This window comes from Thalassotalea piscium, assembly GCF_030295935.1.
GTDB lineage: Bacteria > Pseudomonadota > Gammaproteobacteria > Enterobacterales > Alteromonadaceae > Thalassotalea_B > Thalassotalea_B piscium.
Map to the genome: position 1 here is coordinate 3,764,553 of NZ_AP027362.1, position 24,678 is coordinate 3,789,230.

General features: G+C 37.9%; 28 protein-coding genes and 1 pseudogene. 8 read left to right on the forward strand and 21 right to left on the reverse strand.

Annotation, left to right across the window (positions count from 1 at the left end):
- Positions 1–23: 23 nt before the first annotated feature.
- Positions 24–1,841 (reverse strand): DNA helicase RecQ, encoded by a 1,818-nt coding sequence (gene recQ, locus QUD79_RS16775; RefSeq protein ID WP_184423367.1) that lies wholly within the window; start codon positions 1,839–1,841, stop codon positions 24–26.
- A 218-nt stretch (positions 1,842–2,059) separates the two neighbouring features.
- Here recQ and QUD79_RS16780 point away from each other — a divergent pair, with 218 nt between their 5' ends.
- Together QUD79_RS16780 and rarD are read left to right on the forward strand one after the other, a co-directional pair.
- Positions 2,060–2,515: a thioesterase family protein gene (locus QUD79_RS16780; protein WP_184423369.1), complete on the forward strand. Its 456-nt coding sequence runs from the start codon at positions 2,060–2,062 to the stop codon at positions 2,513–2,515.
- Positions 2,516–2,608: 93 nt separating this feature from the next.
- Positions 2,609–3,523: an EamA family transporter RarD gene (rarD, locus tag QUD79_RS16785; RefSeq protein ID WP_184423371.1), complete on the forward strand. Its 915-nt coding sequence runs from the start codon at positions 2,609–2,611 to the stop codon at positions 3,521–3,523.
- Between the two features lie 208 nt (positions 3,524–3,731).
- Here the strand turns inward: rarD and QUD79_RS16790 are convergent, their stop codons facing one another.
- From QUD79_RS16790 to lptM, 7 genes are all read right to left on the reverse strand, one after another.
- Positions 3,732–4,982 (reverse strand): response regulator, encoded by a 1,251-nt coding sequence (locus tag QUD79_RS16790; RefSeq protein ID WP_184423379.1) that lies wholly within the window; start codon positions 4,980–4,982, stop codon positions 3,732–3,734.
- A gap of 15 nt (positions 4,983–4,997) precedes the next feature.
- Positions 4,998–7,172, reverse strand: a complete 2,175-nt coding sequence (gene uvrD, locus QUD79_RS16795) for a DNA helicase II (protein ID WP_184423381.1) — start codon at positions 7,170–7,172, stop codon at positions 4,998–5,000.
- 139 nt (positions 7,173–7,311) lie between these two features.
- The gene (locus QUD79_RS16800; RefSeq protein ID WP_184423383.1) at positions 7,312–8,019 is read right to left on the reverse strand and encodes an HAD-IA family hydrolase; all 708 of its coding nucleotides are present in this window, start codon (positions 8,017–8,019) and stop codon (positions 7,312–7,314) included.
- A 64-nt stretch (positions 8,020–8,083) separates the two neighbouring features.
- Positions 8,084–8,782 (reverse strand): DUF484 family protein, encoded by a 699-nt coding sequence (locus QUD79_RS16805; protein WP_184423385.1) that lies wholly within the window; start codon positions 8,780–8,782, stop codon positions 8,084–8,086.
- 8 nt (positions 8,783–8,790) lie between these two features.
- Positions 8,791–9,621: a diaminopimelate epimerase gene (dapF, locus tag QUD79_RS16810; RefSeq protein ID WP_184423387.1), complete on the reverse strand. Its 831-nt coding sequence runs from the start codon at positions 9,619–9,621 to the stop codon at positions 8,791–8,793.
- 34 nt (positions 9,622–9,655) lie between these two features.
- Entirely contained in the window at positions 9,656–10,903 is a 1,248-nt protein-coding gene (gene lysA, locus QUD79_RS16815) for a diaminopimelate decarboxylase (protein WP_184423389.1), read from the reverse strand.
- Positions 10,903–11,064: an LPS translocon maturation chaperone LptM gene (gene lptM, locus QUD79_RS16820; RefSeq protein ID WP_184423391.1), complete on the reverse strand. Its 162-nt coding sequence runs from the start codon at positions 11,062–11,064 to the stop codon at positions 10,903–10,905. The genes lysA and lptM overlap by 1 nt, the downstream gene beginning before the upstream one ends.
- 99 nt (positions 11,065–11,163) lie before the next feature.
- On the opposite strand from lptM, the gene cyaY reads away from it, so the two are divergent.
- From cyaY to QUD79_RS16845, 5 genes are read left to right on the forward strand one after another with little or no spacing between them, the layout of a single operon-like run.
- Positions 11,164–11,487, forward strand: coding sequence for an iron donor protein CyaY (gene cyaY, locus QUD79_RS16825; RefSeq protein ID WP_184423393.1), 324 nt, complete (start codon positions 11,164–11,166; stop codon positions 11,485–11,487).
- Positions 11,488–11,502: 15 nt separating this feature from the next.
- On the forward strand, positions 11,503–12,438 hold the full coding sequence (gene hemC, locus QUD79_RS16830; RefSeq protein WP_184423395.1) for a hydroxymethylbilane synthase: 936 nt from the start codon (positions 11,503–11,505) through the stop codon (positions 12,436–12,438).
- On the forward strand, positions 12,422–13,207 hold the full coding sequence (locus QUD79_RS16835) for a uroporphyrinogen-III synthase (RefSeq protein ID WP_184423397.1): 786 nt from the start codon (positions 12,422–12,424) through the stop codon (positions 13,205–13,207). The genes hemC and QUD79_RS16835 overlap by 17 nt, the downstream gene beginning before the upstream one ends.
- Positions 13,185–14,594 (forward strand): uroporphyrinogen-III C-methyltransferase, encoded by a 1,410-nt coding sequence (locus QUD79_RS16840; protein WP_184423399.1) that lies wholly within the window; start codon positions 13,185–13,187, stop codon positions 14,592–14,594. The genes QUD79_RS16835 and QUD79_RS16840 overlap by 23 nt, the downstream gene beginning before the upstream one ends.
- Complete coding sequence (locus tag QUD79_RS16845) at positions 14,594–15,799, forward strand: heme biosynthesis HemY N-terminal domain-containing protein (protein WP_184423401.1); 1,206 nt, start codon at positions 14,594–14,596, stop codon at positions 15,797–15,799. Before QUD79_RS16840 ends, QUD79_RS16845 begins: the two co-directional genes overlap by 1 nt.
- A gap of 63 nt (positions 15,800–15,862) precedes the next feature.
- On the opposite strand, the gene QUD79_RS16850 is transcribed toward QUD79_RS16845, so the two are convergent.
- The 13 genes and pseudogenes from QUD79_RS16850 to QUD79_RS16910 all read right to left on the reverse strand — a co-directional run bounded on the left by QUD79_RS16850 (position 15,863) and on the right by QUD79_RS16910 (position 23,868).
- Positions 15,863–16,138 carry a hypothetical protein gene (locus QUD79_RS16850; protein ID WP_184423403.1) on the reverse strand — a complete coding sequence of 92 codons (276 nt, stop codon included), beginning with the start codon at positions 16,136–16,138 and terminating at the stop codon, positions 15,863–15,865.
- A 257-nt stretch (positions 16,139–16,395) separates the two neighbouring features.
- Positions 16,396–16,935, reverse strand: a complete 540-nt coding sequence (locus QUD79_RS16855; RefSeq protein WP_184423404.1) for an isochorismatase family protein — start codon at positions 16,933–16,935, stop codon at positions 16,396–16,398.
- A 34-nt stretch (positions 16,936–16,969) separates the two neighbouring features.
- Positions 16,970–17,518, reverse strand: coding sequence for a DUF7010 family protein (locus tag QUD79_RS16860; RefSeq protein WP_184423406.1), 549 nt, complete (start codon positions 17,516–17,518; stop codon positions 16,970–16,972).
- Between the two features lie 97 nt (positions 17,519–17,615).
- Entirely contained in the window at positions 17,616–18,044 is a 429-nt protein-coding gene (locus tag QUD79_RS16865) for a GNAT family N-acetyltransferase (protein WP_184423408.1), read from the reverse strand.
- A gap of 71 nt (positions 18,045–18,115) precedes the next feature.
- Positions 18,116–18,283 (reverse strand): hypothetical protein, encoded by a 168-nt coding sequence (locus tag QUD79_RS16870; RefSeq protein ID WP_184423410.1) that lies wholly within the window; start codon positions 18,281–18,283, stop codon positions 18,116–18,118.
- Positions 18,284–18,409: 126 nt separating this feature from the next.
- A complete protein-coding gene (locus QUD79_RS16875; RefSeq protein WP_184423411.1) occupies positions 18,410–18,904 on the reverse strand; it encodes a hypothetical protein in 495 nt (164 codons plus the stop codon).
- Between the two features lie 114 nt (positions 18,905–19,018).
- Positions 19,019–20,563, reverse strand: a pseudogene (locus QUD79_RS16880) (glutamate synthase-related protein).
- A 170-nt stretch (positions 20,564–20,733) separates the two neighbouring features.
- Positions 20,734–21,081, reverse strand: a complete 348-nt coding sequence (locus QUD79_RS16885; protein ID WP_184423413.1) for a VOC family protein — start codon at positions 21,079–21,081, stop codon at positions 20,734–20,736.
- 187 nt (positions 21,082–21,268) lie between these two features.
- On the reverse strand, positions 21,269–21,712 hold the full coding sequence (locus tag QUD79_RS16890) for a hypothetical protein (RefSeq protein ID WP_184423415.1): 444 nt from the start codon (positions 21,710–21,712) through the stop codon (positions 21,269–21,271).
- A 25-nt stretch (positions 21,713–21,737) separates the two neighbouring features.
- Positions 21,738–22,181, reverse strand: a complete 444-nt coding sequence (locus tag QUD79_RS16895; RefSeq protein ID WP_184423416.1) for a hypothetical protein — start codon at positions 22,179–22,181, stop codon at positions 21,738–21,740.
- Positions 22,182–22,759: 578 nt separating this feature from the next.
- A complete protein-coding gene (locus QUD79_RS16900) occupies positions 22,760–23,155 on the reverse strand; it encodes an ACT domain-containing protein (protein WP_184423418.1) in 396 nt (131 codons plus the stop codon).
- A gap of 168 nt (positions 23,156–23,323) precedes the next feature.
- On the reverse strand, positions 23,324–23,623 hold the full coding sequence (locus QUD79_RS16905; RefSeq protein WP_184423419.1) for a type II toxin-antitoxin system RelE/ParE family toxin: 300 nt from the start codon (positions 23,621–23,623) through the stop codon (positions 23,324–23,326).
- Entirely contained in the window at positions 23,611–23,868 is a 258-nt protein-coding gene (locus tag QUD79_RS16910; RefSeq protein ID WP_184423420.1) for a type II toxin-antitoxin system Phd/YefM family antitoxin, read from the reverse strand. The genes QUD79_RS16905 and QUD79_RS16910 overlap by 13 nt, the downstream gene beginning before the upstream one ends.
- A 503-nt stretch (positions 23,869–24,371) precedes the next feature.
- Between QUD79_RS16910 and QUD79_RS16915 the strand changes: the two genes are divergently transcribed.
- Positions 24,372–24,656, forward strand: a complete 285-nt coding sequence (locus tag QUD79_RS16915; protein ID WP_184423421.1) for a damage-inducible protein J — start codon at positions 24,372–24,374, stop codon at positions 24,654–24,656.
- Positions 24,657–24,678 lie beyond the last annotated feature (22 nt).

Here is a 24,678-nt window from a genome sequence, read left to right on the forward strand (position 1 = left end):
CTTACGAGCCAGACAGCTTAGCTTTAAGCATTCAAATGCTCTTGAATAACCTCAATAAACGGCTTGCCATAACGAGAAAGCTTGGTATCTCCAACACCACTAATTCTTAAAAACTGTGCTGAATTCACAGGTTTGGCACTTGCAAGTTCAGCTAAGGTTGCATCATTAAAAACAATATACGGGGCAATGTCTTCAACATCGGCAATTGTTTTACGCAACTCTCTTAATTTAATAAATAGCTTCCTGTCATAGTTATTCTTAACTTGCTTATTGCGTTGCCAGTAGCTTGCTTTTTGTAAACGTGGTGCAGCAAGCATCAATATACTATTACCGGTTAATACACCGCGTGCCGCCTGAGTTAAACATAGCGTTGATTGGTTGGCAATATCTTGCTGTAAGTACCCCAAATGTATAAGCTGCCTGATAATGGCATGCCAATACCCTGGGGTTTTATCACGACCAATACCAAACGTTGACACTTGATCATGCGCATTAGCTTTAACTTGCCCATTAAGTTCGCCACGAATAACTTGGATTAGATAGTCAATATTTCCCTGTTGTTCGATACGATATACACAGGAAAGTATTTTTTGAGCAGCGACTGTGCCGTCAAACAAGGTCGGTGGATCAAGACAAATATCACAGTTACCGCACGATTTGTCAGTGTACTCCGCAAAGTAATTTAGTACGACTTGCCGCCTACAGGTTTGCGCATCGATAAACCCTTGCATTGTTTGAAAACGCTGCATTTCTACGTCTACTCGGCTTTCGTCATCACTGTCATTAATACGTTTTATAATCCGTTGTACATCTTTGTCGTCATAAAGAAATAATGCTTCTGCAGCTAAGCCGTCTCTGCCAGCTCTACCAATTTCTTGATAGTAAGACTCTAATGTTCTCGGGGGATCAAAATGAATAACATACCTAACGTTTAACTTATTAATTCCCAGACCAAAAGCAATAGTTGCAACGACAACCTGAATATTATCTTTAGCGAAATTGTCTTGAACATTATTTCTAATTTCACTTTCTAAACCTGCATGATAAGCCGCACAATTAATTCCAGCTGATGCTAGTGCTTTTGCTAGGTTTTCAACTTGCCAACGGCTATTACAATAAATAATACCGCTTTCTACACCACGCTTCTTGATATAACCAATCGCTTGTTGAATACCGTTATATTTGTCTGCCATCGTTAAGCGAATATTAGGGCGATCGAAACTATCAATATGAATATTAGGCTGATGAAGTTGCAACTGCATTAAAATATCTTTGCGTGTTGTCACGTCGGCTGTCGCCGTTAACGCCAAAATTGGAATAGTAGGAAACTGTTGCTTTAAACAATATAGTTGAGTGTAAGCAGGACGAAAGTCATGGCCCCATTGTGAAATACAATGTGCCTCATCAATTGCAAATAGGCTGATCGGTAAGCTATGCAAACTCTCAAGAAAATAACGGCTTTTGAGGCGCTCTGGAGCTAAATACAATAATTTAATTTCACCCTCAGCAAGTCGCTGAAAGATAGAGTTAATCTCTTCGTTAGTTAAACTTGAATTGATAAATGCTGCTGAAATCCCTTGCCTATTTAAACTATCAACCTGATCTTTCATTAAAGCAATTAATGGCGAGATAACAATAGTTATTCCTGGAAGCAGCGCCGCTGGGAGTTGATAACATAGCGATTTTCCACCGCCTGTAGGCATTAGTACTAAGCTGTCTTTACCTGACATTACCTGTTCAATAATTTTTTCTTGGCCAAAGCGAAAACTTGAATAACCAAAAAAATGCTGTAATGCATTCAACAATGAAGAGTGAGATGTTTTTAATGAAAGCGCAGACAAAATATTTTTCAGCTAAAAGGAAAGTAATTACATTTTACCTTACCGCGCTCAGCCTCAACAGCGATTTATAGTAATTTATCTATTTTTATATTAATGCGCTGCTTTGTCACTCTGTGATTGCATTACAGGTACGCCATGAAGAGGGTAAATATCTCTGTTGCTAAATTACCTATTGTTCCTTTACACTAACAATTCACACATCTTACCAGTAGACTTTTATGGATAACGCATTAGTACTTAAGCAGATGCAAAAATTTTGGAATAATGATATGCCATTTAATCAACTACTTGGCTTGCATATCACCAAATTTAGCCCTGACAAATCTGAAGTTAGATTTTCATGGCAAGAACAATTAGTCGGCAATCCTATGCAAAAAATTCTCCATGGAGGTGTTACCGCAACGGCGTTAGACTTAGTTGGCGGTGTAGTTGCTGCTGCAAATATTATTGCACAACTTGAAGATCTCTCTCCTAATAGTATTGAACAAAGCCTTCGTAAACTCAGTACAATTGATTTACGTACTGATTTTTTACTGCCGGGTCGAGGCGAAGAATTTATTGCAACAGCGGTGATTATTCGAAGTGGCAGTAAAGTTGCGGTAGCTAGAATGGAATTGCACAATGAAAAGAATGATCATATTGCTTTTGGCACAGGTACCTATATGGTTGGTTAATGTAATACCAATTGGTATAAGTTACAAATGAAAGATAAACAGCCTACAAACATAATGCTACAATAGCGCTTTTACACCTCCATTAATTTTACTATGACACCCGATCAACTTAAACTAAAAAACCAACGCCACGGTGTTATTAGTGCGATTAGCGCATACTTTCTTTGGGGCATTGCACCTATTTACTTCAAGTTACTTGATAGTATTAGCGCAGATGAAATTATGATTCATCGTGTGCTATGGTCATGCTTGTTACTCTTCATTATTGTAGTATTGTCGGGCAAGTGGCGTTCATTAGTAATAGCGCTTAAACAGTCACCAAAGCTTATACTACAACTTACCGTTACTGCATTAATTTTAGGTGTAAATTGGTTTTTATTCATTTGGGCTGTTAATAACGATCATTTATTAGATGCAAGCTTAGGCTATTACATTAACCCATTATTTAATGTTGCCCTCGGTATGTTTTTCTTAAGCGAAAAACTGAGTAAATGGCAACTTTTTGCTGTTTTTTTAGCGGTAGTAGGTGTGCTAATTCAAGTCATTATCATTGGTTCCGTTCCAATTATTTCGTTAGCGTTAGCGGGTACTTTTGGTATATATGGTTTATTACGAAAAAGAATGGCTGTAGATACTTTTATCGGCTTACTTATTGAGTCTGCGGTAATGCTACCCATTGCCGTTACTTACTGGTACTTTTTTGCCGCTAGCAGTACTAGCAACCTGTTCGATAACCCAGCATCACTAAACATTAGTTTAATATTGGCTGGAGTCGTTACTACTGCACCATTACTATGTTTTACTGCCGCAGCAAAACGATTAACTCTCTCAAGCTTAGGCTTTTTTCAATATTTAGGACCAAGTATTATGTTTTTACTTGCCACTTTCTATTATCAAGAGCCTTTATCAACAGCTAAGTTAATTACATTTGCCTTTATTTGGGTGGCACTTGTTATCTATAGTATTGACTCATTGAATGCACACAAGAAAAGAAAGCGATTAGCTTAAGCGCTTTTAGTTTATAGCTCTGTTATACCAGTTTCATTAATAAAGTGATCTATTTTATACGCAGTGAAAACAGTCAAATACAAGGCAACCTAAAGAGCTATGGTTTTTTTAACCTAACTGCGTTAAAAATATTGCACTATTTTTGCCTTGGTTATCTAAAAACTAACCTATAGCAGAGTTTAAAAGGAAAGTTCAACAGACCCTAATATTAGAGCGTATCAGCCACTTTAATTTGATTACGCCCATTTTCTTTTGCGAAATACAATGCTTCATCGGCAAGGCTCATTTGTTTAGCTAATAATTCAGTGCTATTAAAAACAACTCCAATGCTGATAGTAAAATTTATCGCATCCTTTTCATATGTTATTGTTTTCTCGGATATTTCTTTACGAAAATCGTTAAGCTTAGCGCAAAGCTGCTGCTTACTTTGCCCTTCAATTAACACAGCAAATTCTTCACCACCTAACCGAGCAATTAATCCTGTACCAAAATGTTTTCTTAAATATAAAGCTAGCATTTTTAGCACATGGTCACCGGCATTGTGTCCATAGGTATCATTTACTTTTTTAAAGAAATCAATATCCATCATTACTAAACAAAATTCAGCTTGTTTACTGCGGTATCTCGTAATACATCCTTCTGCTTGTTGAAAAAAGGCTCTGCGGTTTGGTAACTCTGTTAAATAGTCAGTAAATGCTACTTTTTGAATTTGCTCTATATTAGCTAAGTTTTCAATATTTTGGGTAATTCGACAATAAAACTCTTCTGGGCAAAAAGGTTTTCTTAAAAAATCGTCAGCACCATTTTTAATAAAGCGGGCCGTGTTAGATCCATATTCAGCACCTGAAACACCAATTATTGCAAGTAGATCCCGATTGAAACGTCGTCGTATCTCATTAGTTAATTCAATCCCATCCATCTCGGGCATTTCTAGATCAGTTACTACCATTTTTATCGATGGGTGTTTTTCTAAAACCTCGAGCGCTTCAATACCATTTTCAGCAATATGCACCGTAAAGTTACGTCTTTTTAATAAGTCTGCAATATGTAAACGCGCTGAGCGCGAGTCGTCAACTACTAGCACACTGATTTTATTGTTTTTTCTTTGCCAGTACAGTATACGTTTTAAATACATGTAGGCTTGACCATTTTCTTTAGGAATATAGTCGATAACCGGCTGGGCAAGAATTTTTTGACGAGTAACATCGTCCATAACTCCTGTCATTACAACGCCAGGAATATGATGTGAGAGTACATATTCAATAGCTTCGCCGTTAGGTGCGTCAGGTAAAGAGTAATCAATCGTTGCTACAAAAAAATCTACGTTGTCTTCTAAGATATCTTTAAGCTCTGCCATACTTCCAGCAACGGTTACTTCGTAGTTTAACGACTCCCCGATTTTTTGTATTACTCGAGCAATCGCTTTACTGTCTTCAACAACTAAAAGCTTTTCTGCCATATTGAACCTTACTATTTATACTGCCTTAAGATTAGCATAGGCGACTACTAGCCACTTACTACCTACGTCTGTAAAATTCACTTGAATTCTACTTTGTGCTCCACTCCCTTCATAGTTTAGCACAACCCCCTCACCAAATTTTTGATGCACTACTGATTGCCCCAACTTAAACCCCGTATTTTCAAATGTTTCTAGGGTTATGGTGTTTGAAAATCGCCCTGTAGTACTTGGTTTAGATACTTGGTTACGCATTCTAATATCTTCTACACATTCATCAGGTAACTCTTTTAAAAAGCGACTCGGCGGATGAAACTTCTCTTGGCCATATAATCGTCGACTTTCAGCATGACAAAGGTAAAGCTTTTCCATCGCTCTAGTCATACCTACATAGCATAAGCGTCTTTCTTCTTCTAAGCGTCCAATTTCCTCTACTGACTGCTGCGAAGGAAACATACCTTCTTCTAGCCCTGCAATAAATACTAAAGGAAATTCTAAACCTTTTGCCGAATGCATCGTCATTAACTGCACTGCCGGTTCATATTCATCGGCTTGTGACTCTCCTGACTCTAGTGCAGCATGCGTTAAAAATCCAGTTAATTTAGTTTGCTCCTCTTCAAGCTCAGGCTCCATTTCATAAGTTTGACACGCGGTGACTAATTCATTTAAGTTTTCAATTCGAGCTTGTGCTCGCTCACCTTTCTCCGCTTGATACATTGCTTTTAGGCCACTATGCTGAATAACAAAATTAGCTTGTTGGTCTAAGTCTAAATTTGCAGCATCATCTTCAAGCTGATCAATCAGTTGAATAAATTGCAAAATAACTTTGGCGCTTCTACCTTTTAATTGTTCTTGCGCTAACATTTGCTGACAAGTTTGCCACATCGTAAGCTTTAAACTTCTTGCAGCGTCTCGCACTAAAGCTAATGTGGTGTTGCCAATGCCCCGAGTAGGCGTGTTAATAACTCGTTCAAAGGCCGCATCATCATCTCTATTATTAATTAAGCGTAAGTAAGCAAGTGCATCTTTAATTTCTTGACGTTCAAAAAAGCGTAATCCCCCGTAAATTCGGTAAGGTAACCGAGCTTGTATTAAAGCCTCTTCTAGTAAACGTGATTGTGCATTACTGCGATATAAAATGGCAACATCGTCTAATGAACCATTGTTGGTTCGCCATTCATCTATGCGCCCTGCAATAAAACGCGCTTCATCTATTTCATTAAACGCAGTATAAATAGAGATTTTTTCGCCTGCATCATCTTCGGTCCATAACTCTTTACCTAAACGATTATTATTATTAGCGATTAATTTGTTTGCAGCATTCAAAATATTAGCTGTAGAGCGGTAATTTTGTTCTAGGCGAATGGTTTGTGCATTCTCAAAATCGGTTAAAAAGCGTTGGATATTTTCAATACGAGCACCACGCCAGCCATAAATAGACTGGTCATCATCTCCAACTATCATTACTTTACTTTTTGATTGCCCGAGCAAAGTTAACCACGCGTATTGAATAGCGTTAGTGTCTTGAAATTCATCAACCAACACATGACGAAAACGCTGCTGATAATGGGCTAATAGCTCAGGGTTATGTAACCATAATTCATGTGCTCTTAGCAGCAACTCGGCAAAGTCAACCAGGCCAGCACGATCACACGCATCCTGATAGGCTTTATACACTTTAACAAAAACTTCTTCAGTTTCGTCAAACTGGGGATCAATATGTTTTGGACGCAGTCCTTCATCTTTTTTGCCATTGATATACCATTGCATTTGCTTAGCTGGCCAACGCTTCTCATCTAGGTTTAACGAACGAATAATACGTTTAACCAAGCGCAATTGGTCATCTGAGTCTAATACTTGAAAACTCTGAGGTAGTTTTGCCTCTTGAAAATGCATACGTAATAAACGGTGTGCTAACCCATGAAACGTACCTATCCACATGCCATGTACATTACCGCCTGCCACTTGCTCAACTCTAGAGCGCATTTCAGCAGCTGCCTTATTAGTAAATGTAACCGCTAAAATACTATGAGGAGATGCATGTTCAACCTTCATTAACCAAGCGATACGTTGTACTAATACACGGGTCTTTCCACTCCCCGCGCCAGCAAGCACCAACATATTTTGTAAGGGTGCTGCAACAACATCACGTTGTTTGTCATTTAAATCATCTAAAAGTTGAGAAACATCCATAAAGAAGAGCGTTTTTGATTGTCAGAATAATGGAATGATTATACCGAAATACGCACACTTTGCGAAACCTATCCTTTCATAAGCAAGCATAGAAATTTAGTTATCGAGTATTGGCAACAATCAACTATATTAACTGCAGTTAAACGAGTGCTTTTAATGCCGTAACGTTTGATAACGCTATGTCGGGCAGGGTGGTTAAGGGCTTACCTATAGTAAAATTAGACACCCATGCACTTTGGCAGCCAGCTTTATTAGCACCATAAATATCACTATGACCACAATCACCAACATGTAGGAGTTCATTTGTTGCTATGGCTAAGTCTTTACATGCTAGCATAAACATCGCTGAGCTTGGTTTTTGTTGCTTACTTAAGTCAGCATGATAAATATGGCGAAAGTAATGTGCTATACCAATAGTTTCGGTATTCACATTGCCGTTGGTAATCGCGACTAAAGGCAACTTCTTTGATAGTGCTTTTAAAAGTTGATGGGTTTCTTTAGGCACTACAAAGTTACTACGATGAAAATTGAATTGCGCCATTGCATTATGCGCAAGTGTATTTGCTTGCATGTCGGTTTTACCTAAGGCTTTTATTCCCATAAGGTAGGTGTGAAAGCGTAAAGCCGCTACATCATGCGATAATGTAGGGTTATCTGCCAACACCTTCTGACGGAAGTTGGCCCAATATTGGTAGTCATATTGATGTGAACAAACAGGTAAGTGCTGTGCAAAATAACGAATCATCTCTTGATTCGTTGCCTGCATCACTGGTGAATTACTGTATAAGGTATCATCCAAATCAAAACTAATAGCGCGAAAGGGCCGTAGTCGTCGATAAAACTTCATCTTTAGTCCCAGTTGTTCGAGTTACGAGTCACAAGGGCCTGTTACTCAAACATTATAAATTCAATTATTCCGATAATAAGTGCTGACGTAATAACTTTGACACCAAACGTGTAAATTGGCTGATTAATAACGTGTCCATGCGTGGATCAAAATGGTCAGCATCTTGGCTACTAATAGCTAAAAAGCCAATAATACCATGTTGGTCACTTAATTTAATTAATACAACTGAACCTTGTATGCTTTGTGAAAATATTTGTTGCTGCTCACTTTGCTGTAAACGGCCAAAATAATAAGTATCGTTAGCTAAGCGATTCGATAAAATATCTTCGCAATTCTTATCACAAAGACTTTGGTGCGTTAAATGTGTTGGCTCGGTTAACCATAACTTTAAACCTGATAACGATAATAGCTCTGTCGTTGCTTGATATAGGCAATCAAGTAATTCACTCCCTTCTTTACAGTCAAGTAAACGTAAATATAAGTCGCTATAAAGCACAAATAATTGTTCATTTTGGTTCGCAACCGACATTAAGTGAGTAATTTCTTCTTCTAAGCCATGCACCTTAGCACGTAGCAATTGTTGCTGGCGTTCAACAAGCGACACTGCACCGCGTTGATGATCTTGTAAACGTAAACTTGCTACTAGCTCAGGTTGACGATTAAAAAACTCAGGGTTATCTTGCAAGAAGCTCACAATAATATCGTCTGAAAGGGTAATTTCTTCACTTTGTAAATGTTCTGCTGAACTTGATTCCGAATTCATTTTTTTACTCATATATATAATTGTCCATCAAAAACATGCGTTGCTGGTCCTGTCATTTTTACTGGATGGCCAGGGCCTTTCCAATAAACCTTAAGTTTTCCACCAGGTAGTTCGACGAATACTTGTTTTGCTAATTTTTTTTGCATTTGACCAACAACAACGGCCGCACATGCACCACTACCACAAGCCAGAGTTTCTTTTGCGCCTCGCTCATATACCCTTAACTTAATATTATCGGCAGAAACAATTTCCATAAAGCCAATATTCGCACCTTCAGGAAAGCGTTCATGCACTGATAGCTTTTCACCCAAATATGCTACTGGTGCTTCATCAATTGCATCTACTGTAATAACACAATGCGGATTACCCATAGAAACGGCGCCACAAAGCACGGTATCTTCATCACTTCGTAAAATATAAGTACCTTCTACTTTTTGTGCCGTAAAAGGAATTTTATTTGGTTCAAACTGAGGAACAGGCATAGTAACGGTAATATTACCGTCTCGCTCAACAAATAACGTCATTTTACCTGAGTGTGTTGACACCTTAATTTTATTACGGTTGATTAGCCCTTTCATGCGAACAAATTTTGCAAAACAACGAGCACCATTACCACACTGACTCACTTCACTACCATCCGCATTAAAAATACGGTAATGAAAGTCTAAGTCTGGATCGTAAGGTGGTTCTACAACCAACATTTGATCGAAACCAATACCAAAATTACGATCTGCTAACCGTTTTATTTGATCATTGGGTAAATACACATTTTGAGTAACATTATCGATCACTAAAAAGTCGTTACCTAAGCCATGCATTTTAGAAAAATTTACTAACATTTTATTATAATACTCTTACCGTTCTAACATTAACTTAAGGTAATAATGATTCGCCTTGCCATAGTTGGGCTAAGCTTTCGCGTTGTCTAACTAAAAAGTGCTGTTCGCCGTCAACCATTACTTCTGCAGCTCTTGGTCGACTATTGTAATTTGAACTCATGGTAAAACCATAAGCACCTGATGACCTCACTGCAAGTAAATCTCCTGCTTGAATAGCTAAATCCCGATCTTTTCCTAAAAAGTCACCTGTTTCACATACAGGGCCAACAATATCGTACACTTTGCTTTCAAGCGTATGATCTACTGTTACAGGAATAATGTTTTGCCATGCTTGATATAACGCAGGGCGAATTAAATCATTCATAGCAGCATCAACCAATGCAAAATGTCTGTCTTGGTTGGTTTTAATAAACTCAACTTCTGTGATTAAAATTCCAGCATTGGCCATAATAGCGCGTCCAGGTTCAAACAACAGTGTCAGCTTTCGGCCAGCTAAACGCTCTACAATAGCCGTTGCATATTCTCGGGGAAGCGGAGGGTTTTCATCTTTGTAATGAACACCTAAACCGCCACCAACATCAATATGCGACAATATAATGCCCTGCTCAGCAAGGGTATCTATCGTTATTAACAAGCGATCTAAAGCGTCAATAAATGGCGCGACACTGGTGAGTTGTGAACCAATATGACAATCAATTCCTTTAATCGCAATATGCGACATTTGCTTGGCTTTTAAGTAAATAGGCAGTGCGTCGTCAATTGCGACACCAAATTTATTTTCTTTTAATCCTGTCGAAATATAAGGGTGAGTACCTGCATCTACATCTGGGTTAACCCTTAAAGAGATAGGCGCGACCTTATCGAGAGACTTTGCCACGCGTTGAATACGCTCTAACTCAGGCTCAGACTCAACATTAAAGCAATAAATACCTTTTTCTAACGCATACGCTATTTCATCTGATTTTTTACCAACACCTGAAAACACCACTTTACTAACATCGCCGCCAGCTTCAATCACTCTAGCAAGCTCACCTTTAGACACTATGTCAAAGCCAGAACCTAAACGCGCCATTACATTTAGCACCGCTAAGTTGCTGTTAGCTTTTACCGCATAACACACTAGGTGCGGATGCTCTCCTGCTGCCTCATTAAAAGCATGCCAATGGCGTTCTATTGTTGCTCTTGAATAAACATATAAAGGTGTTTGATAATGCTTAGCTAGTTCACTAACCGCCACATTTTCTGCAAATAATGTATTATCTTTATAATTAAAAAAATCCACTATGGGTTTTCCTGCGCTTTTTGGTCAGGTAAATTATTATTTTTAGGTGTCTCACTAGCATTTGTCTCGGGTGTTTGGTACAACGGACCTGGCATTCCACAGCCCGATAAGAGCAATGATAGTAATAAGAAAGCTACTTTTAATGAATTTAGTTTACGCATTATTGATCAATTCGATTTTTTTCCCATGATAGACGTTTTATAATGCTATGACCATAAGTTACAAGCAAAAGAAACGCGTTTTTGCAAAAGGACTATTTTATGAACGACAGCCAATACAATTTCATTGCAGATGAGCTACTTTTAACGCTTGAAGAAGCAATAGAAGACTGCGGTGTAGACATTGATTATGAAGGCGTAAGTGGCATGCTCACGCTAACCTTCAAAAACGGCAGTAAAGTTATCATTAATAAGCAAGCGCCATTGCATGAAATATGGGTGGCAACGAAGTTCAATGGTCATCACTTTCATATCGAAAACGACCAATGGATAGACAAAAGAGGTGGTGGTGAATTTTGGCAATTCATTACCAAGGCCGTTAGTCTACAAGCTGAAACCGAGATAACATTAAACCCAGAAGTATAAAATTTAGGATAAAACATGACCACTAAACTTGTTCGTATTGCCACTCGTAAAAGTGCACTAGCACTATGGCAAGCGGAATATGTAAAAGCGCAACTTGAACATTTTCATAGCGACGTAAAAGTAGAACTAGTACCAATGACAACTAAAGGCGATATTATTCTTGATACACCTTTAGCAAAAGTAGGTGGTAAAGGTTTATTTGTAAAAGAACTTGAAGTAGCAATGTTAGAAGACCGTGCAGACATTGCTGTTCATTCAATGAAAGATGTTCCGGTTGAGTTTCCACAAGGTTTAGGTCTTGAAGTAATTTGTCCTCGCGAAGATCCTCGTGATGCCTTTGTATCTAATACAATCAAGTGCTTTGCAGACTTACCTCAAGGCGCAATAGTGGGCACTTCAAGTTTACGCCGCCAGTGCCAAATAAAAGCATTACGCCCTGATCTAGTTGTAAGAGACCTACGCGGCAATGTAAATACACGTTTAGCAAAGTTAGATAAAGGCGAATACGACGCTATTATTTTAGCTGCTGCGGGGCTAATACGCTTAGCTATGCCAGAGCGTATTAAAGAATATATTGCGCCAGAAGTAATATTGCCAGCAAATGGACAGGGTGCTGTGGGTATTGAGTGTCGAACAGATGACGCTACCATAAAGGCTTTGCTAGCACCGTTAGAGTGTAAAACTACACGTATGCGAGTATTGGCCGAACGCGCCATGAATAGAGCCTTAGAAGGTGGTTGCCAAGTACCCATAGGTAGCTATGCTGAAATTAACGGTCAAGACATTCATTTACGCGGCTTAGTCGGCGCTATCGATGGCAGTGAAATATTAAGAAATGAAATTTCAGGCAACACAGCCGATGCTGAAACATTAGGGTTTAAACTAGCAGAACAGCTTTTAGCACAAGGTGCTGATAGAATTTTAAAAAGCGTTTATGAAGCACAAGATTAAAAACATTTTAGTACCCCGGCCAAAAGTGCCGGGTGAAAAGCTTTCTCAGCAGCTTAAACTAGCAGGTTTTAAGGCGCTAGCACAGCCAATAATGACCTATAAAGCCACAACAAGTGAGGCTAAAATTCGTCAGCATTTAGCTGACTATCAGCCCAACGTTCTAGTATTTGTTAGTATTGCCGCAGTTGAATATGCTCAAGAGCACTTTAGCCTTCACTTATGGCAGCAAATAAGCAATATTGAGACTATTATTGCAGTAGGACCAACAACACAGGCAGCGTTAAAGCAATGTAATATAACCAGCCTTTGTCCAGACACTTACGACAGTGAAGGTATGTTAGCGTTACCAATATTTTGCCAAACGTCATTAAACCAATACCGTGTTACTATTATACGGGGTGAAGACGGAAGAGAGCATTTGGCTTCAACTCTTAAAGAAAAAGACGCTAAAGTAAATTTTTTGCCTGTTTATGAAAAAGTTTGGCTTAATTTTCCGACTGACCAAGCTGAACATTGGCGTAAAGCGCAAATAAATTGTATTGTCGTTACCAGTAACGCTTTTTTAGATAACCTTGTACGCATAATAAACATCACTGATGATTATTGGAAAAACACCTGCTTATGGGTTGTAATAAGCGAAAGAATCGCGGTTAGTGCAACAGCGTTAGGTCTAAAAAACGTAATAAACACTAACGGTGCAACAGACCAAGCCATACTAACTACTTTGTTGAATACGGAATTAACTTATGACCGACAAAAAAACACCTGACTCAAATTCGTCATCAGATAAAAAATCATCACAAAGTACTCATCATGACAAAAAAACCGATGGCGCTGGTGTGTCAGCCAGTATTTCTTTAACGCAATCTACAACGAGCAAGGCTGAAAGCGACAATAAAGATTCAGCAAAAAAAACGAAAAATACTAAACCTGATAGTGTCGCCGATAAAAAAGCAGTAAAACAACCTGAAGCTTCAGCGCCCCTTACTGCAAAAGGTGCATCAACTTCACCAACCACTAAAAACTCGAATAAAGGCAAAGCACCAATTTCAAAAACTGCAATATTTGCCGTGTTAATTGCATTAATAGGCTTAGCTGGTGTAGGCGGCATGTATTGGCTACATGGCGAACAATTAGCCGCTGAACGTGAAGCAATAAAACAGCAAATACTATCACAGCAATCGCAGTTAAATGCACAGCGTAAAACTGAACAAGCGCAAACTAACGCACAAGTAACTCAGTTATTCGAACAGCAGAGCAAAGCATTAACAGCTGAACTAAGTAATCGCTTAGATCAACATACAGCCCAAAGTAACAATCGTATTGAACAGCTTGAACAACAATTAGCGCGATTACAGCAGAACAAATCAACAGACTGGTTAGTACACGAAGCAGAGTACTTGATCAGAATTGCAAGCCGCACATTATGGCTAGAAAAAAATACAAGTACCGCAATAAACTTACTAAAAGATGCTGATTTGCGCTTAAAAGAATTAAACGACCCGCAATATTTACCGGTGCGTCAAGCACTCAGAAATGATATTGAGTCGCTACAAATTCTTCCTGTTATAGATAATGAAACACTATTATTATCTATTAATGCACTCAGCCAACAAGTTAATAAACTTCCCTTAGCTGGTGTTAAAATACCTGATAACGCATCGCAAGAAGACAACCTAACGCTGACTGATAGCACTGCCGACTGGCGAGAAAATCTAGCCAAAACCTGGCGCAAGTTTATTGCAGACTTTATTACAGTACGTCGAATATCTGGTAGTGTTGAACCCTTGATGTCGCCACAGCATCAACAGAATTTACGTGAAAACCTAATGCTGAAGTTGCAAGTGGCACAATGGGCAATAACAAAACGACAATCGCAGGTTTATCAACAAACTTTGGCTGACATAACCGCATGGTTAAACGAGTATTTTGATACAACTCAACTTGTAAGCCAGCACTTTTTGCAGTCAATCGCTGAATTACAAACACAAACAATTGACACCAATTACCCAAGTAGTTTATCGGCACTTACTGAAATACGCACACTACTAGCTGAAAAGCCACTAGCACAGTTACCAGCGTTACCAAGTGAGCCTTTATCCAATAACGAAGAAGGTAGCGATGATGAAACAAACAACAAGAGTGAGAACAACTAATGAAACGAATTGTTGTTTTAATCTTAATATTTTTTGCGGCTGTTGCCATTAGCCCATTTTTAATTAATGAAAAAGGCTACATTTTAATTGCAATGGGCGACCTAACGCTAGAGTCAACCGTAGTTACTGCAATTATAATGTTAGTGATACTTTTTCTTGGCTTATTGCTTTCTTTAAAGATTTTTCGAGGAGGGTTAAAGTTCACTTTTGGTGCCTGGAATAAAATAGCATTTGCAAGTCGCCGCAGAGCAATTAGAGACTTTAACAAAGGGGTTGCTTGCTACATTCTAGAAGATAACCAGCAAGCAGAGCATTTACTAAGCAAATGTGCAGAGCCGTCTCAACAAGCACAGCTTTGTTATTTATTAGCGGCCAGTGCCGCAGACAAACAAGGCTTATCTGCAAACAGTAAACACTACCTTGCTCAAGTTAATGAACAAACAATCAGTATTAAAGAATTAGGCTTAGAGTCAGTATTAGTTACACTACAATTACTCCTTAACCATAAAGAATACGCCAAGGCACGAGAGCTAATAGACGAGCACCATAAACATATTGGTCATGACGATCGTTTATTAGCACTTGAAATAACGCTAAGCCTTGTTGAAAAGCGCTACGACTACGTAGTGAAACAATTAGTAGCCGCACGAAAAAGTAAAACCCTTGAACAAAGTAAAGTTCAACAGTGGGAAGCACAGGCATTTACTGGCGTATTTAACCAGCAAATTGAGCAAAAGAGTAATCATGCTTTACACGAATATTGGGACGCTTTACCGAAAAAAGTTAAACAACGCGAACCTGTATTACTCGCTTATTGCCAAGTATTAGCTCAACATAAAATTAATCAGCCTCTGACAAAAATTTTATTACCAGTGATCAAAAAAGGCGCAAATGACGCATTACTTAAAAAAATACGTTTATTACCACTTTCTGCAACGAATGAACTCGCTCAAGCAGTTCAAAAACACTTACATCATGACCCAACAAGCGCCAAGTGGTTAAGTTGCTTAGCTCATTTAGCCATTGCTGAAAAGGAGTGGGATCGTGCTGAAAAGGCCTTTAATTCATTAGTAAATTTAGATGGTCAACAATACGATGAGGTTGACTTAAAGTCATTTGCGATGGTGCTTGAACAAAGGGGGCAGTTAGAGAAAGCCATTCAGGTACTTAATAAACTTGTTAACTTTAAAGCAGCAAAATCGTAAGTGCGACAGTTAAGCAGTTGTGCTGATAATTAATGAATTAATTTCAGCACAGCAAACTAATAATTAACCACGCTTAGCGCTTAACATTAGCTTGCTAACTTTTCGATAAATGTAAGCCACCGATAAATAACCGATAAATTGCCCGGAAAGAAAAAGCACCATCTTTGGAGTAAAGTCGGTTTCCTCACTAAAAAAGCTTAATACAAATATCGCAGGGGCAACTAAAAATTTATAACCCGGTAGCGACACTGAAACCATATAGTAGTTAAAAGTAAATGCGCAAATGCCAATAACAACACCAATAACTCCCCACAGAAATGCATATTTATAATCTACCAATTAACCTCACCTTACCTTGTGTTTTATTAACCACTAGCCCCAAGAATGAACTCCGTTAACCTGAGTTCGAAATAATATATATACGTTTAAAATATATAAAAGCTTAAACTTTACAATTTTTTAGGTTAGTTTTTCCTTACTACTAAGTGCAAACTTACGGTTTTTAGTTCCAGACAAAAACCAAGTAGCTGCGTCCATGCAGATACGCGCAAAAATCGTAGCTTTAGTGTACTTAGCTTATCCCGAATTCAGGTAAATTACTTTATTAACTCAAGAATATCTTTAAATTCTAATGCTCTACAGTCTTTAACCAATTCAAAAAGACACATTTCTAAACCAGTTATATTAACGCCTTGATTAGCTAGCTTGCTAATTGCTAAATTTTTATTAGTGACAGTGCGTGAAGAAACACAATCACTCACTAATTGCACATTAAGGCCTAGCTCTTTTAGATTCAGGGCCGTTTGGTACACACAAACATGGGCTTCAATACCACAAATAAGCCAAGATTCTTTATTTGCTGCACGAATAGCCTCAACAAATTCGGGCGATAAACAAGCGTTAAAAGTAAACTTAGTAATGGGAGTGTGGTTATCATGAAGAAGATCAAGCTCTTGTATAGTTGAGCCTAATTTATCAGGGTTTTGTTCAAGCCAAATTATGGGTAAATTAAGGGTTTGAGCACCCTTAATAAGCTTTTTACAGTGTAATATTAACGTGTCGCTGTCATGCACTAATCGCGCTAAAGTCCCTTGTATGTCTACAACAATTAATCCTGTGTTTTCTTTATCTAACATAGCGATACCCTTTAACTTAACTGGTAAAATTTAATTACGCACTATTGTTTTCGGTCAAGGTTTTTGACTCATAAAAAATCACCACTGAAAATAGAACTTCAGTGATGCCACCAATAAATGCACCAGTAATAAAGTTAACGCCTAATAATAGGCAAAACATTCCTGAAAACATCAGCAATGCGCCCAAAACCCAGTATAGTTTTAGTCCATATAAGGTATTAAATGTTAGGTAGCGTACGCCTATTGTCATCAACATTATCGGATAAAACCACTCAACTTGTAGCTTGGCCACATAAAAAGCAATAAATAAGCCTACAAATAAAATAATGGTACTTTCTAAGGCAAGTTTACCTAACGGGTTTTCAGCTGAATGCTTGCCCGAACGCTTAAGCCTTTTTGCCAACAAAACAGATAAGGGAAAAATTACCATACCACCAAAGAAAAGCGTTAACATACTCACTTGGTTTGAATATAGTAGCCCAACAGTACCTGCGATACACCACACAAAACCTGAAATCATCACACCTGTACAACCGCCATAATATGAGAAGTTCATATCGGCTTGAGCGTCATTAAAATTCATAAATCCCCTTAATTACTGTTGAACAGTTTAAAGCTAGTTATTCAATTATTTAGCAACTAAAATAGTAATTTTTTTATACGTTATTTGTAATTTATCATTAAACACACTTATCCTGAAAATTCTTTACCATAAAGTACTTACATCCTGTTTTAGGGTATTTTTCTTGTACCCACTGGGTTTTATAACCATGTTTTTCATAAAAAGGCATGGCTTGAAAATTAAGTGTATCTAACAAACATTTTGTACAGCCCCTTTGAATTGCAGCCGACTCTATTGCCTTTAAAATTTGGCTACCAATATTTTGGCCACGTAACTCGTCAGCCACCCATAAAGTATTAATTAATAACCAGTCGCCGAAAGTACGCCCTGCAGCGCCAGCAATTACTTCGCCAAGATCGTTAGTTATTTGCACTGCTAAAGGTTTGCGCTCACTTACTTCCCAATGTGCCCAGTTAAAATCAGCAATTTTTTGGTCAAGATAATCAATAAGCGCTTTTTCAGGGTTTTGTATTACTTCAATGTTCATTAGCACCTTCAATTATTGTTAACTGTGGATAAACTAAAATAGCAACTAATGATTTTGGCATAAGATGTCTATCACCTAATTTTTATCATGGCCAAGTCATGATAGGCAAAAATAGACTCTACCGCATATTTATCAACGCTTGGCTGCCAAGTGTATTCAGTTTTAAGCGCAAACTTTGTGTCACCTTCAGGTGTTAAATACACTAATTGCCAAGTTGTAAAAGCAGATAAAGTCATCATGTCCAACAAAGTAATTAAGTGTACTCTTTATAAAGCAGTTAGTCCTTATTAACACGCCCTAATACCAATTGAAATAAATAACCCTAAAACGGATTATTAAGTAGCTTTGTTTATAGTGAACTCTTTTTATTTAGTTTCTGCTGTAAAAAGATTAGCGTTCGCTGGCAATTCAATAAGGGGGTTAGCCGTTTGTAATGCTTGGTACAGTTTTTTTCTAGAAAAATCGTAATTAGGACAGATTTGAAATGTATCACCATTGTGCATTACTAAGTCTATTCTGGTCATTTTACTGCCTGAACCATAGTGATTTTTGATACACTTTATCTCTTTAGGATTGACACTAAAGCACCACTCTTTAAAGATTGGGTGCATGCTATAAAACTCTTGATGGGTAACATAAATTTCAAACTTATCTTTGCTTCTTAAAAACCACACCATTGCGGCTGTTAGCAATATGCCAATACCAAGTGCTGATTTTTCAGCAATAGCAAAGAGTGCCTCAAAGTCATTATGCTCTTTCGCCGTAATCGACAAAATATAAAGATAAACAGGCAATAACGCGATATTAATAGCTAAAGTATAAGCTTGTTTTTTCCTTGTTCTTTCGTAATGAAAAAGCATAAAAAACCTTTGCGAGATAGAAATAAAAAGCGTAACTACTCGCTAGTTAACCTAACGAAGATACGCTTAAAGCCCTTGCATTAAGCGGTAAAGCTTGTTTGAAATTCAAAATAATTAGCGCTTAGGATCTATTAACCCTGAATACTTTATCCCAGAAAGCAAAGCCATTTCTCTATGCCAGGTCGCTAGGTCTGCACTATTGAACGATTTTAACGTGTTATGGCCACATGCTCTAGCCATAACCTGCATAAGCTCGACAGATGCATCAAAAAAGTTGCTCAACTGCTTTGCCGATTTATCTATGTTAAGTCGCTGTCTTAAATCGGCTTTTTGTGTTGCAATGCCAGCAGGGCAATTATTAGTATTACACATTCTTGCAGCAACACAACCTATCGCTTGCATAGCACTATTTGAAATGGCAATGCCGTCTGCGCCCAATGCTAACGCCTTAACAAAATCTATCGGTGTACGTAATCCACCGGTAATAATAAGCGTAACACTATCGCTAACACCTTGTTCATCAAGGTATCGGCGCGCACGCGCTAATGCAGGTATAGTAGGTACACTAATATGATCACGAAACATTTCTGGCGCGGCGCCTGTTCCGCCTCCACGTCCGTCTAAAATGATATAATCTGCGCTGGCATCCAATGCAAACTGAATGTCTTCTTCAATATGGTTAGCACTTAATTTAAAGCCAATAGGAATACCGCCTGTAACTTCGCGCACACGATCAGCAAATTGCTTAAAGTCATCAGCGGTATGTAAGTTAGCAAAGGTGGGGGGAGAGATTGCTGGCTCGCCTTCAGGGATCCCCCGTACTTGTGAAATTTTCCCTACATTTTTATTGCCCGGCAGATGACCTCCTGTACCTGTTTTAGCACCTTGTCCACCCTTAAAATGAAACGCTTGTACACCCTTTAATTTTGACTCATCGTAGCCAAATTGGGCACTTGCAAGTTCATAGAAATAGCGAGAGTTTGCCGCTTGTTCTTCGGGCAGCATTCCACCTTCGCCCGAGCAAATACCCGTGCCAGATAATTCAGCACCTTTTGCTAATGCCAATTTAGCTTCTTCTGATAGTGCCCCAAAACTCATATCTGACACAAGCAAAGGAATGTTTAGTTTTAATGGCTTTTTAGCTTTTGGACCAATCACCAACTCCGTACTTACAGCAACATTTTCAAGTAATGGCTTGGTAGCCATTTGTGCCGTCATCACCTGTATATCATCCCAATGTGGTAATAAATGACGAGGAACCCCCATAGAAGTCATAGGTCCATGATGACCCATTTTTGACAATCCTTCTCTTGCAAGCTGATGGATAAAAGCAACTGTTGGCTCTTCAACCGTAGCACTAGCAACTGGAATTTTACTTGTACTGCTCTGTATTTCAGGCCCTTCTTTTCCTACCGCACTATCATTAAACTGTTTATGTGAACCATCACAAAAAGGTAAGTTGGCTGAGTGCTTACATTGACACAAAAAAGCATCACCAGACTTTTCAGCAGTAAATGGCTTAGGCTTAAACTCAGTGCCAACATGCGAGCCATCACAAAATGGTTGGTTGTTAGAACGCCCTCAGGTACAAAAGTAATATTCTTCACCCTCGGTTAAATCAACTTTTACCGGCTTGTTATTTGCTATTACAGGTTTCATAACTTAACTCCAACTTTGTATTTACTAATAAGTTAGCACAACTTTTAACAAATAAGTTTTTTAAGTCTCTACTACAACCAAATACCTGTATATCCATTTTACACTCACCTAACTGTGGTTATAATACTATATTCGCATTACACAATAGTTAGCCACCAACACTAAGTAAACTAAGTGTGAAACTCTGTAATATGCCAAAGCTCGCCAGATGGCCCCCACAAGTATATTACGCTTCCCCATGGTTCTTTTTTTATCGGCTTGTACGTAATATTAAAACTATCTAAGCTAGAAATAACATCAAAGGCTTCGTTTATATCTAACACTGAGAGTTGTAGCATTAAATTTTGTGCGAAATCTTTATGATAAAATCGTTGTAAGAAAAATGAGCAGTCACCATTTTCAAATAAAGATAGATCTTCGCTAACATAGTCCATTTTAAAACCTAGTGCTTGATAGAACGATTGTGACTCTTCGTAATTTTTACTCGGGATAAATACCCTTATATCATCAACTTTCATCAGCTTATCCTTTGGTAGTTGTACTTGCAAAAATATGAGCGAAAAGGCTTAGCCAATTTTTAATCACTTTTAGAATTTAGTTGTTAACGGGTAGAGGAGACTAGCCATTCTATTTCTTTAGTAGCACCAAGCTTACTATAATTGTTTGAATTACAATTCATAAAACCATGCGAGTATGCCACCGACTTTATTTCAACATTTTTTTTACTACTAGCGTACTTTGCAGCGATGACACTGAAAAGTGAGGTTCACTTTTTGGCAAGATCACATGCGTTTTAAAGCAGGGTGATATTGCTGAAAAATTTCTGATTTGTGAGCCATAATAACAAAAAGCATGCTTTATACGATGGGCTACTTGGTGATCAGACAATCGCCAAATTGTGGTTGCCCCAACACTAAAGCCAATTAAAGTAATTGGGGGCTTAATTAACTCTATCTCACTTATCAAATGCGACAAATAATTGTCAAAGCCTATTTCATTAATAAAATATGAATAGGCTTCAGTTTCATGTTTAAAGGCCATTATTTGACCTTTATATGGGTCAACAATAGCTTGCGCACCTAGAGCGATACTGGTTTTCATTAAGCCGGAAGTTACACCAAAAACATCTGAAACCAGCACTATACCCATACAGCGTCTTTATCCATATTAGCCATTAGAATTTATAACCAATATCTAACGTAAACATGGCTTTGCTTGAAGGGTTAACAGGCTCGTCATTGAATAATGGTTTATAAGACTCTTGATCATATATACCAATGCCTGCGCCTAAGAGCCAACCTGTATTTTTAAAGCCATCAAAATGATAATTATAAGTGAAAACACCATAACGGCTATCGCCATCAAATATTCCTTGCAATTCACCTATAGAAAAACCAACTGAATGACGCTGATCATCTAAAACTGTCGTTTGCATTCCTACTGAATACCCAGGTAAACCAACTGAGATGAAGTACTTACTTTCTTTGTGTTTAACTGCGAATTGAGTGCCTACAATCCCACTATATTGAAAGCCAGCACCAAGCGAAAACTCATATTCAGCTCCGGCCGCAGTTAACGGAAGATAAAGTAATGTAATTAATAATAATTTATTCAACATTGAACGTTTCTTGTAATAGGTAAAACGAGCACCCGGATAAACGGGCTAAAATCAGTTCGCTAGAATAAGTTATAAACAAGTAATAGCCAACTAATTTGGTTTGATTAAAGTGCTTTTTAGCTATTATTCTAAAAGTAAACTTACAGAGTATTTGGTGCCATCAATACGTTGCAATGTTAAAGGTAATAATTGGCCTTTAAGTTTGATAATGAGCTTTTTACCCTCATGGGCAGGACTGCCCGGAATTTTTAATTTATCAGTCAGCTTCAATTTTTTTACATAACACTGACAATCCCAGGCCTAAAGAAACCACTAACAGCTACATCTAATGTAAACCCTGTGTAACCTTAATCTGCTACAACAGCAAAAAATAAAAATAACACCATTAAACCAAGTACTAAAAATTGCTTCATCTGTTTTATATCCTTTAAAACGCTAAGCCACGTTCTACGGCTTGAATTAATTTACTGAACTAACTCGTAAGCTAAGTTACAAAACTAAGTTGCCTCTGCGGTATTGTTAAACATTAACTACTCGTTAACCATTATTCAGTGATTATTGACTTAGCATACATAACCTTAAATGTTGAATTCCTGCAATGCAGTAAGCGCTATGTCAGCTATTGTCGACGGAACAAATATATGGTCATGATAATAAGCCGCAATAACATTAGCACTAATACCTTTAGTCGCTAATTTGTCAGAGACAGCAGCAGTTAACCCCACAGCATCAAGGCTAGAATGCACGGTTAAGGTAATTTGGCGAAAAGTACCGTCAAAGTGAAGCCCTGCACTGTCTGCAACAGTTTTTTCTAAAACCAAGGTTAGCCCCTCAGATTCAACAAAAGTGGCCACTGGATTAAGTGATATATACTCAACTAAAGCACCAGAAACCGTACAAAATAGAAACTCTGGCGTTAGTAATTTAGGTTTCATCGACTTTAACAGTTCATTTAACTCTGTAATTCCTGACATGCTTCTCTCCTGTATATAGATATAAGCGACTGTCCTTGTTATTTTTTTTGTTATGAACAAGGCAATACATTTGCCATTGGGTATTTGCTTTATCTTAACTGCGCATGCTGTTAGCAGCCCGGTCTTAATTGGCTTATATGATGTTCTTTTACTCTATTAACTTCACTTTTAACTTTTTAAAAGATACCTGCGTAAATCTCGCTCTTGACGCATAACATGTAAAATGTACACTTTGTCGTTATCCACTTTATAAAAAATACGACAAGGATTAACATTTACTTCACGGTAATTTAAGCTCACCAATTCTAGCGGCCTTTTACCTGACTCTGGATGATTTTCTAACCTAGATATTTTATCAAATATTTTTTGAGTCAACTTCTTTGCAGCAGGAAAGTTACTTAAGGCAATGTATTCAGCGATCTCGTATAAATCATCAAGGGCTGTAGATGCCCATATTACTTCAGCCATTTACTCATTTTCTCTTTTGCTTCCTGATTTGAGAATATTTCACCATTTTTAATTGCTTGCTCACCGCGTGCAACACGCTCAAGAATTGCCATTCGCTGTTGCATAAACTCATAATCTTCCACGTCAACTAAGTAAGCAGATGGTTGACCGTGTTCAGTAATTAGTACAGGTTCTTTTGATGTATGTAAGTCTGCTAGAATTTTAGTAGCTTGCCGTTTAAGTGTTGTTACAAGTTCAACTCTCATAATAAACCTTATTTAAAATCCAAATAATGTATCACAATAGTATCACATTAATTCGAGGTTACAACTATACGGCTAACGAGCTTGTAGAATTACTCGTTTTTTATATTATTTTTAATCAAAATACTCTAACTGGATTTTTTGCGGTGAAAAATCAATAGGGACGAACTTACTTTGGCAGGATAAATCAGGTTTGTAATTTGCCAAGGAGATATAAGCGACTGTCCTTGTTATTTTTGTTATTTGTTCATTCTATGCGTTAACTCACTCAACTTGAATAGAGAAATTATGGCTCGAAAAAAAGCAGAATATTCTACGGTTTAACTTGACGTGGGGAGTCATACCAACGCATTGCTAAGCGGCTAAAAATAGTTTGGCTACAATAACGAACGAAGTGAGGCAAGCCAACTGTTTTGTAGTCCGTTTTAATGCGCGTTGTTAGTTGCCTTGGTATAATCACAGTGCTAACATTTGTGCGCACAATGTTCATTTTGAGGTAATTAATTATGGATACTCGAATTCAATTTAGAGTTGATGAAGAAACTAAGCGTTTAGCACAGCTAATGGCTGAAAGCCAAGGTAGAACTTTAAGTGATGCATGCCGAGAACTTACAGAAAATTTAGCTGAAGAGCAACGTAAAACTATGATGCATGACGCATGGTTAACAGAACAAATAAATGCAGCATTTGATAAGTTTGATAACGGAAAAGCTAATTTTATTGTTCATGATGATGCGAAAGCTTTGATGGAAGCAAGGAAACAGAAAATCCGTAATAGAGATAAGTCATGATTTTTTGGGAAGATGAGTCACT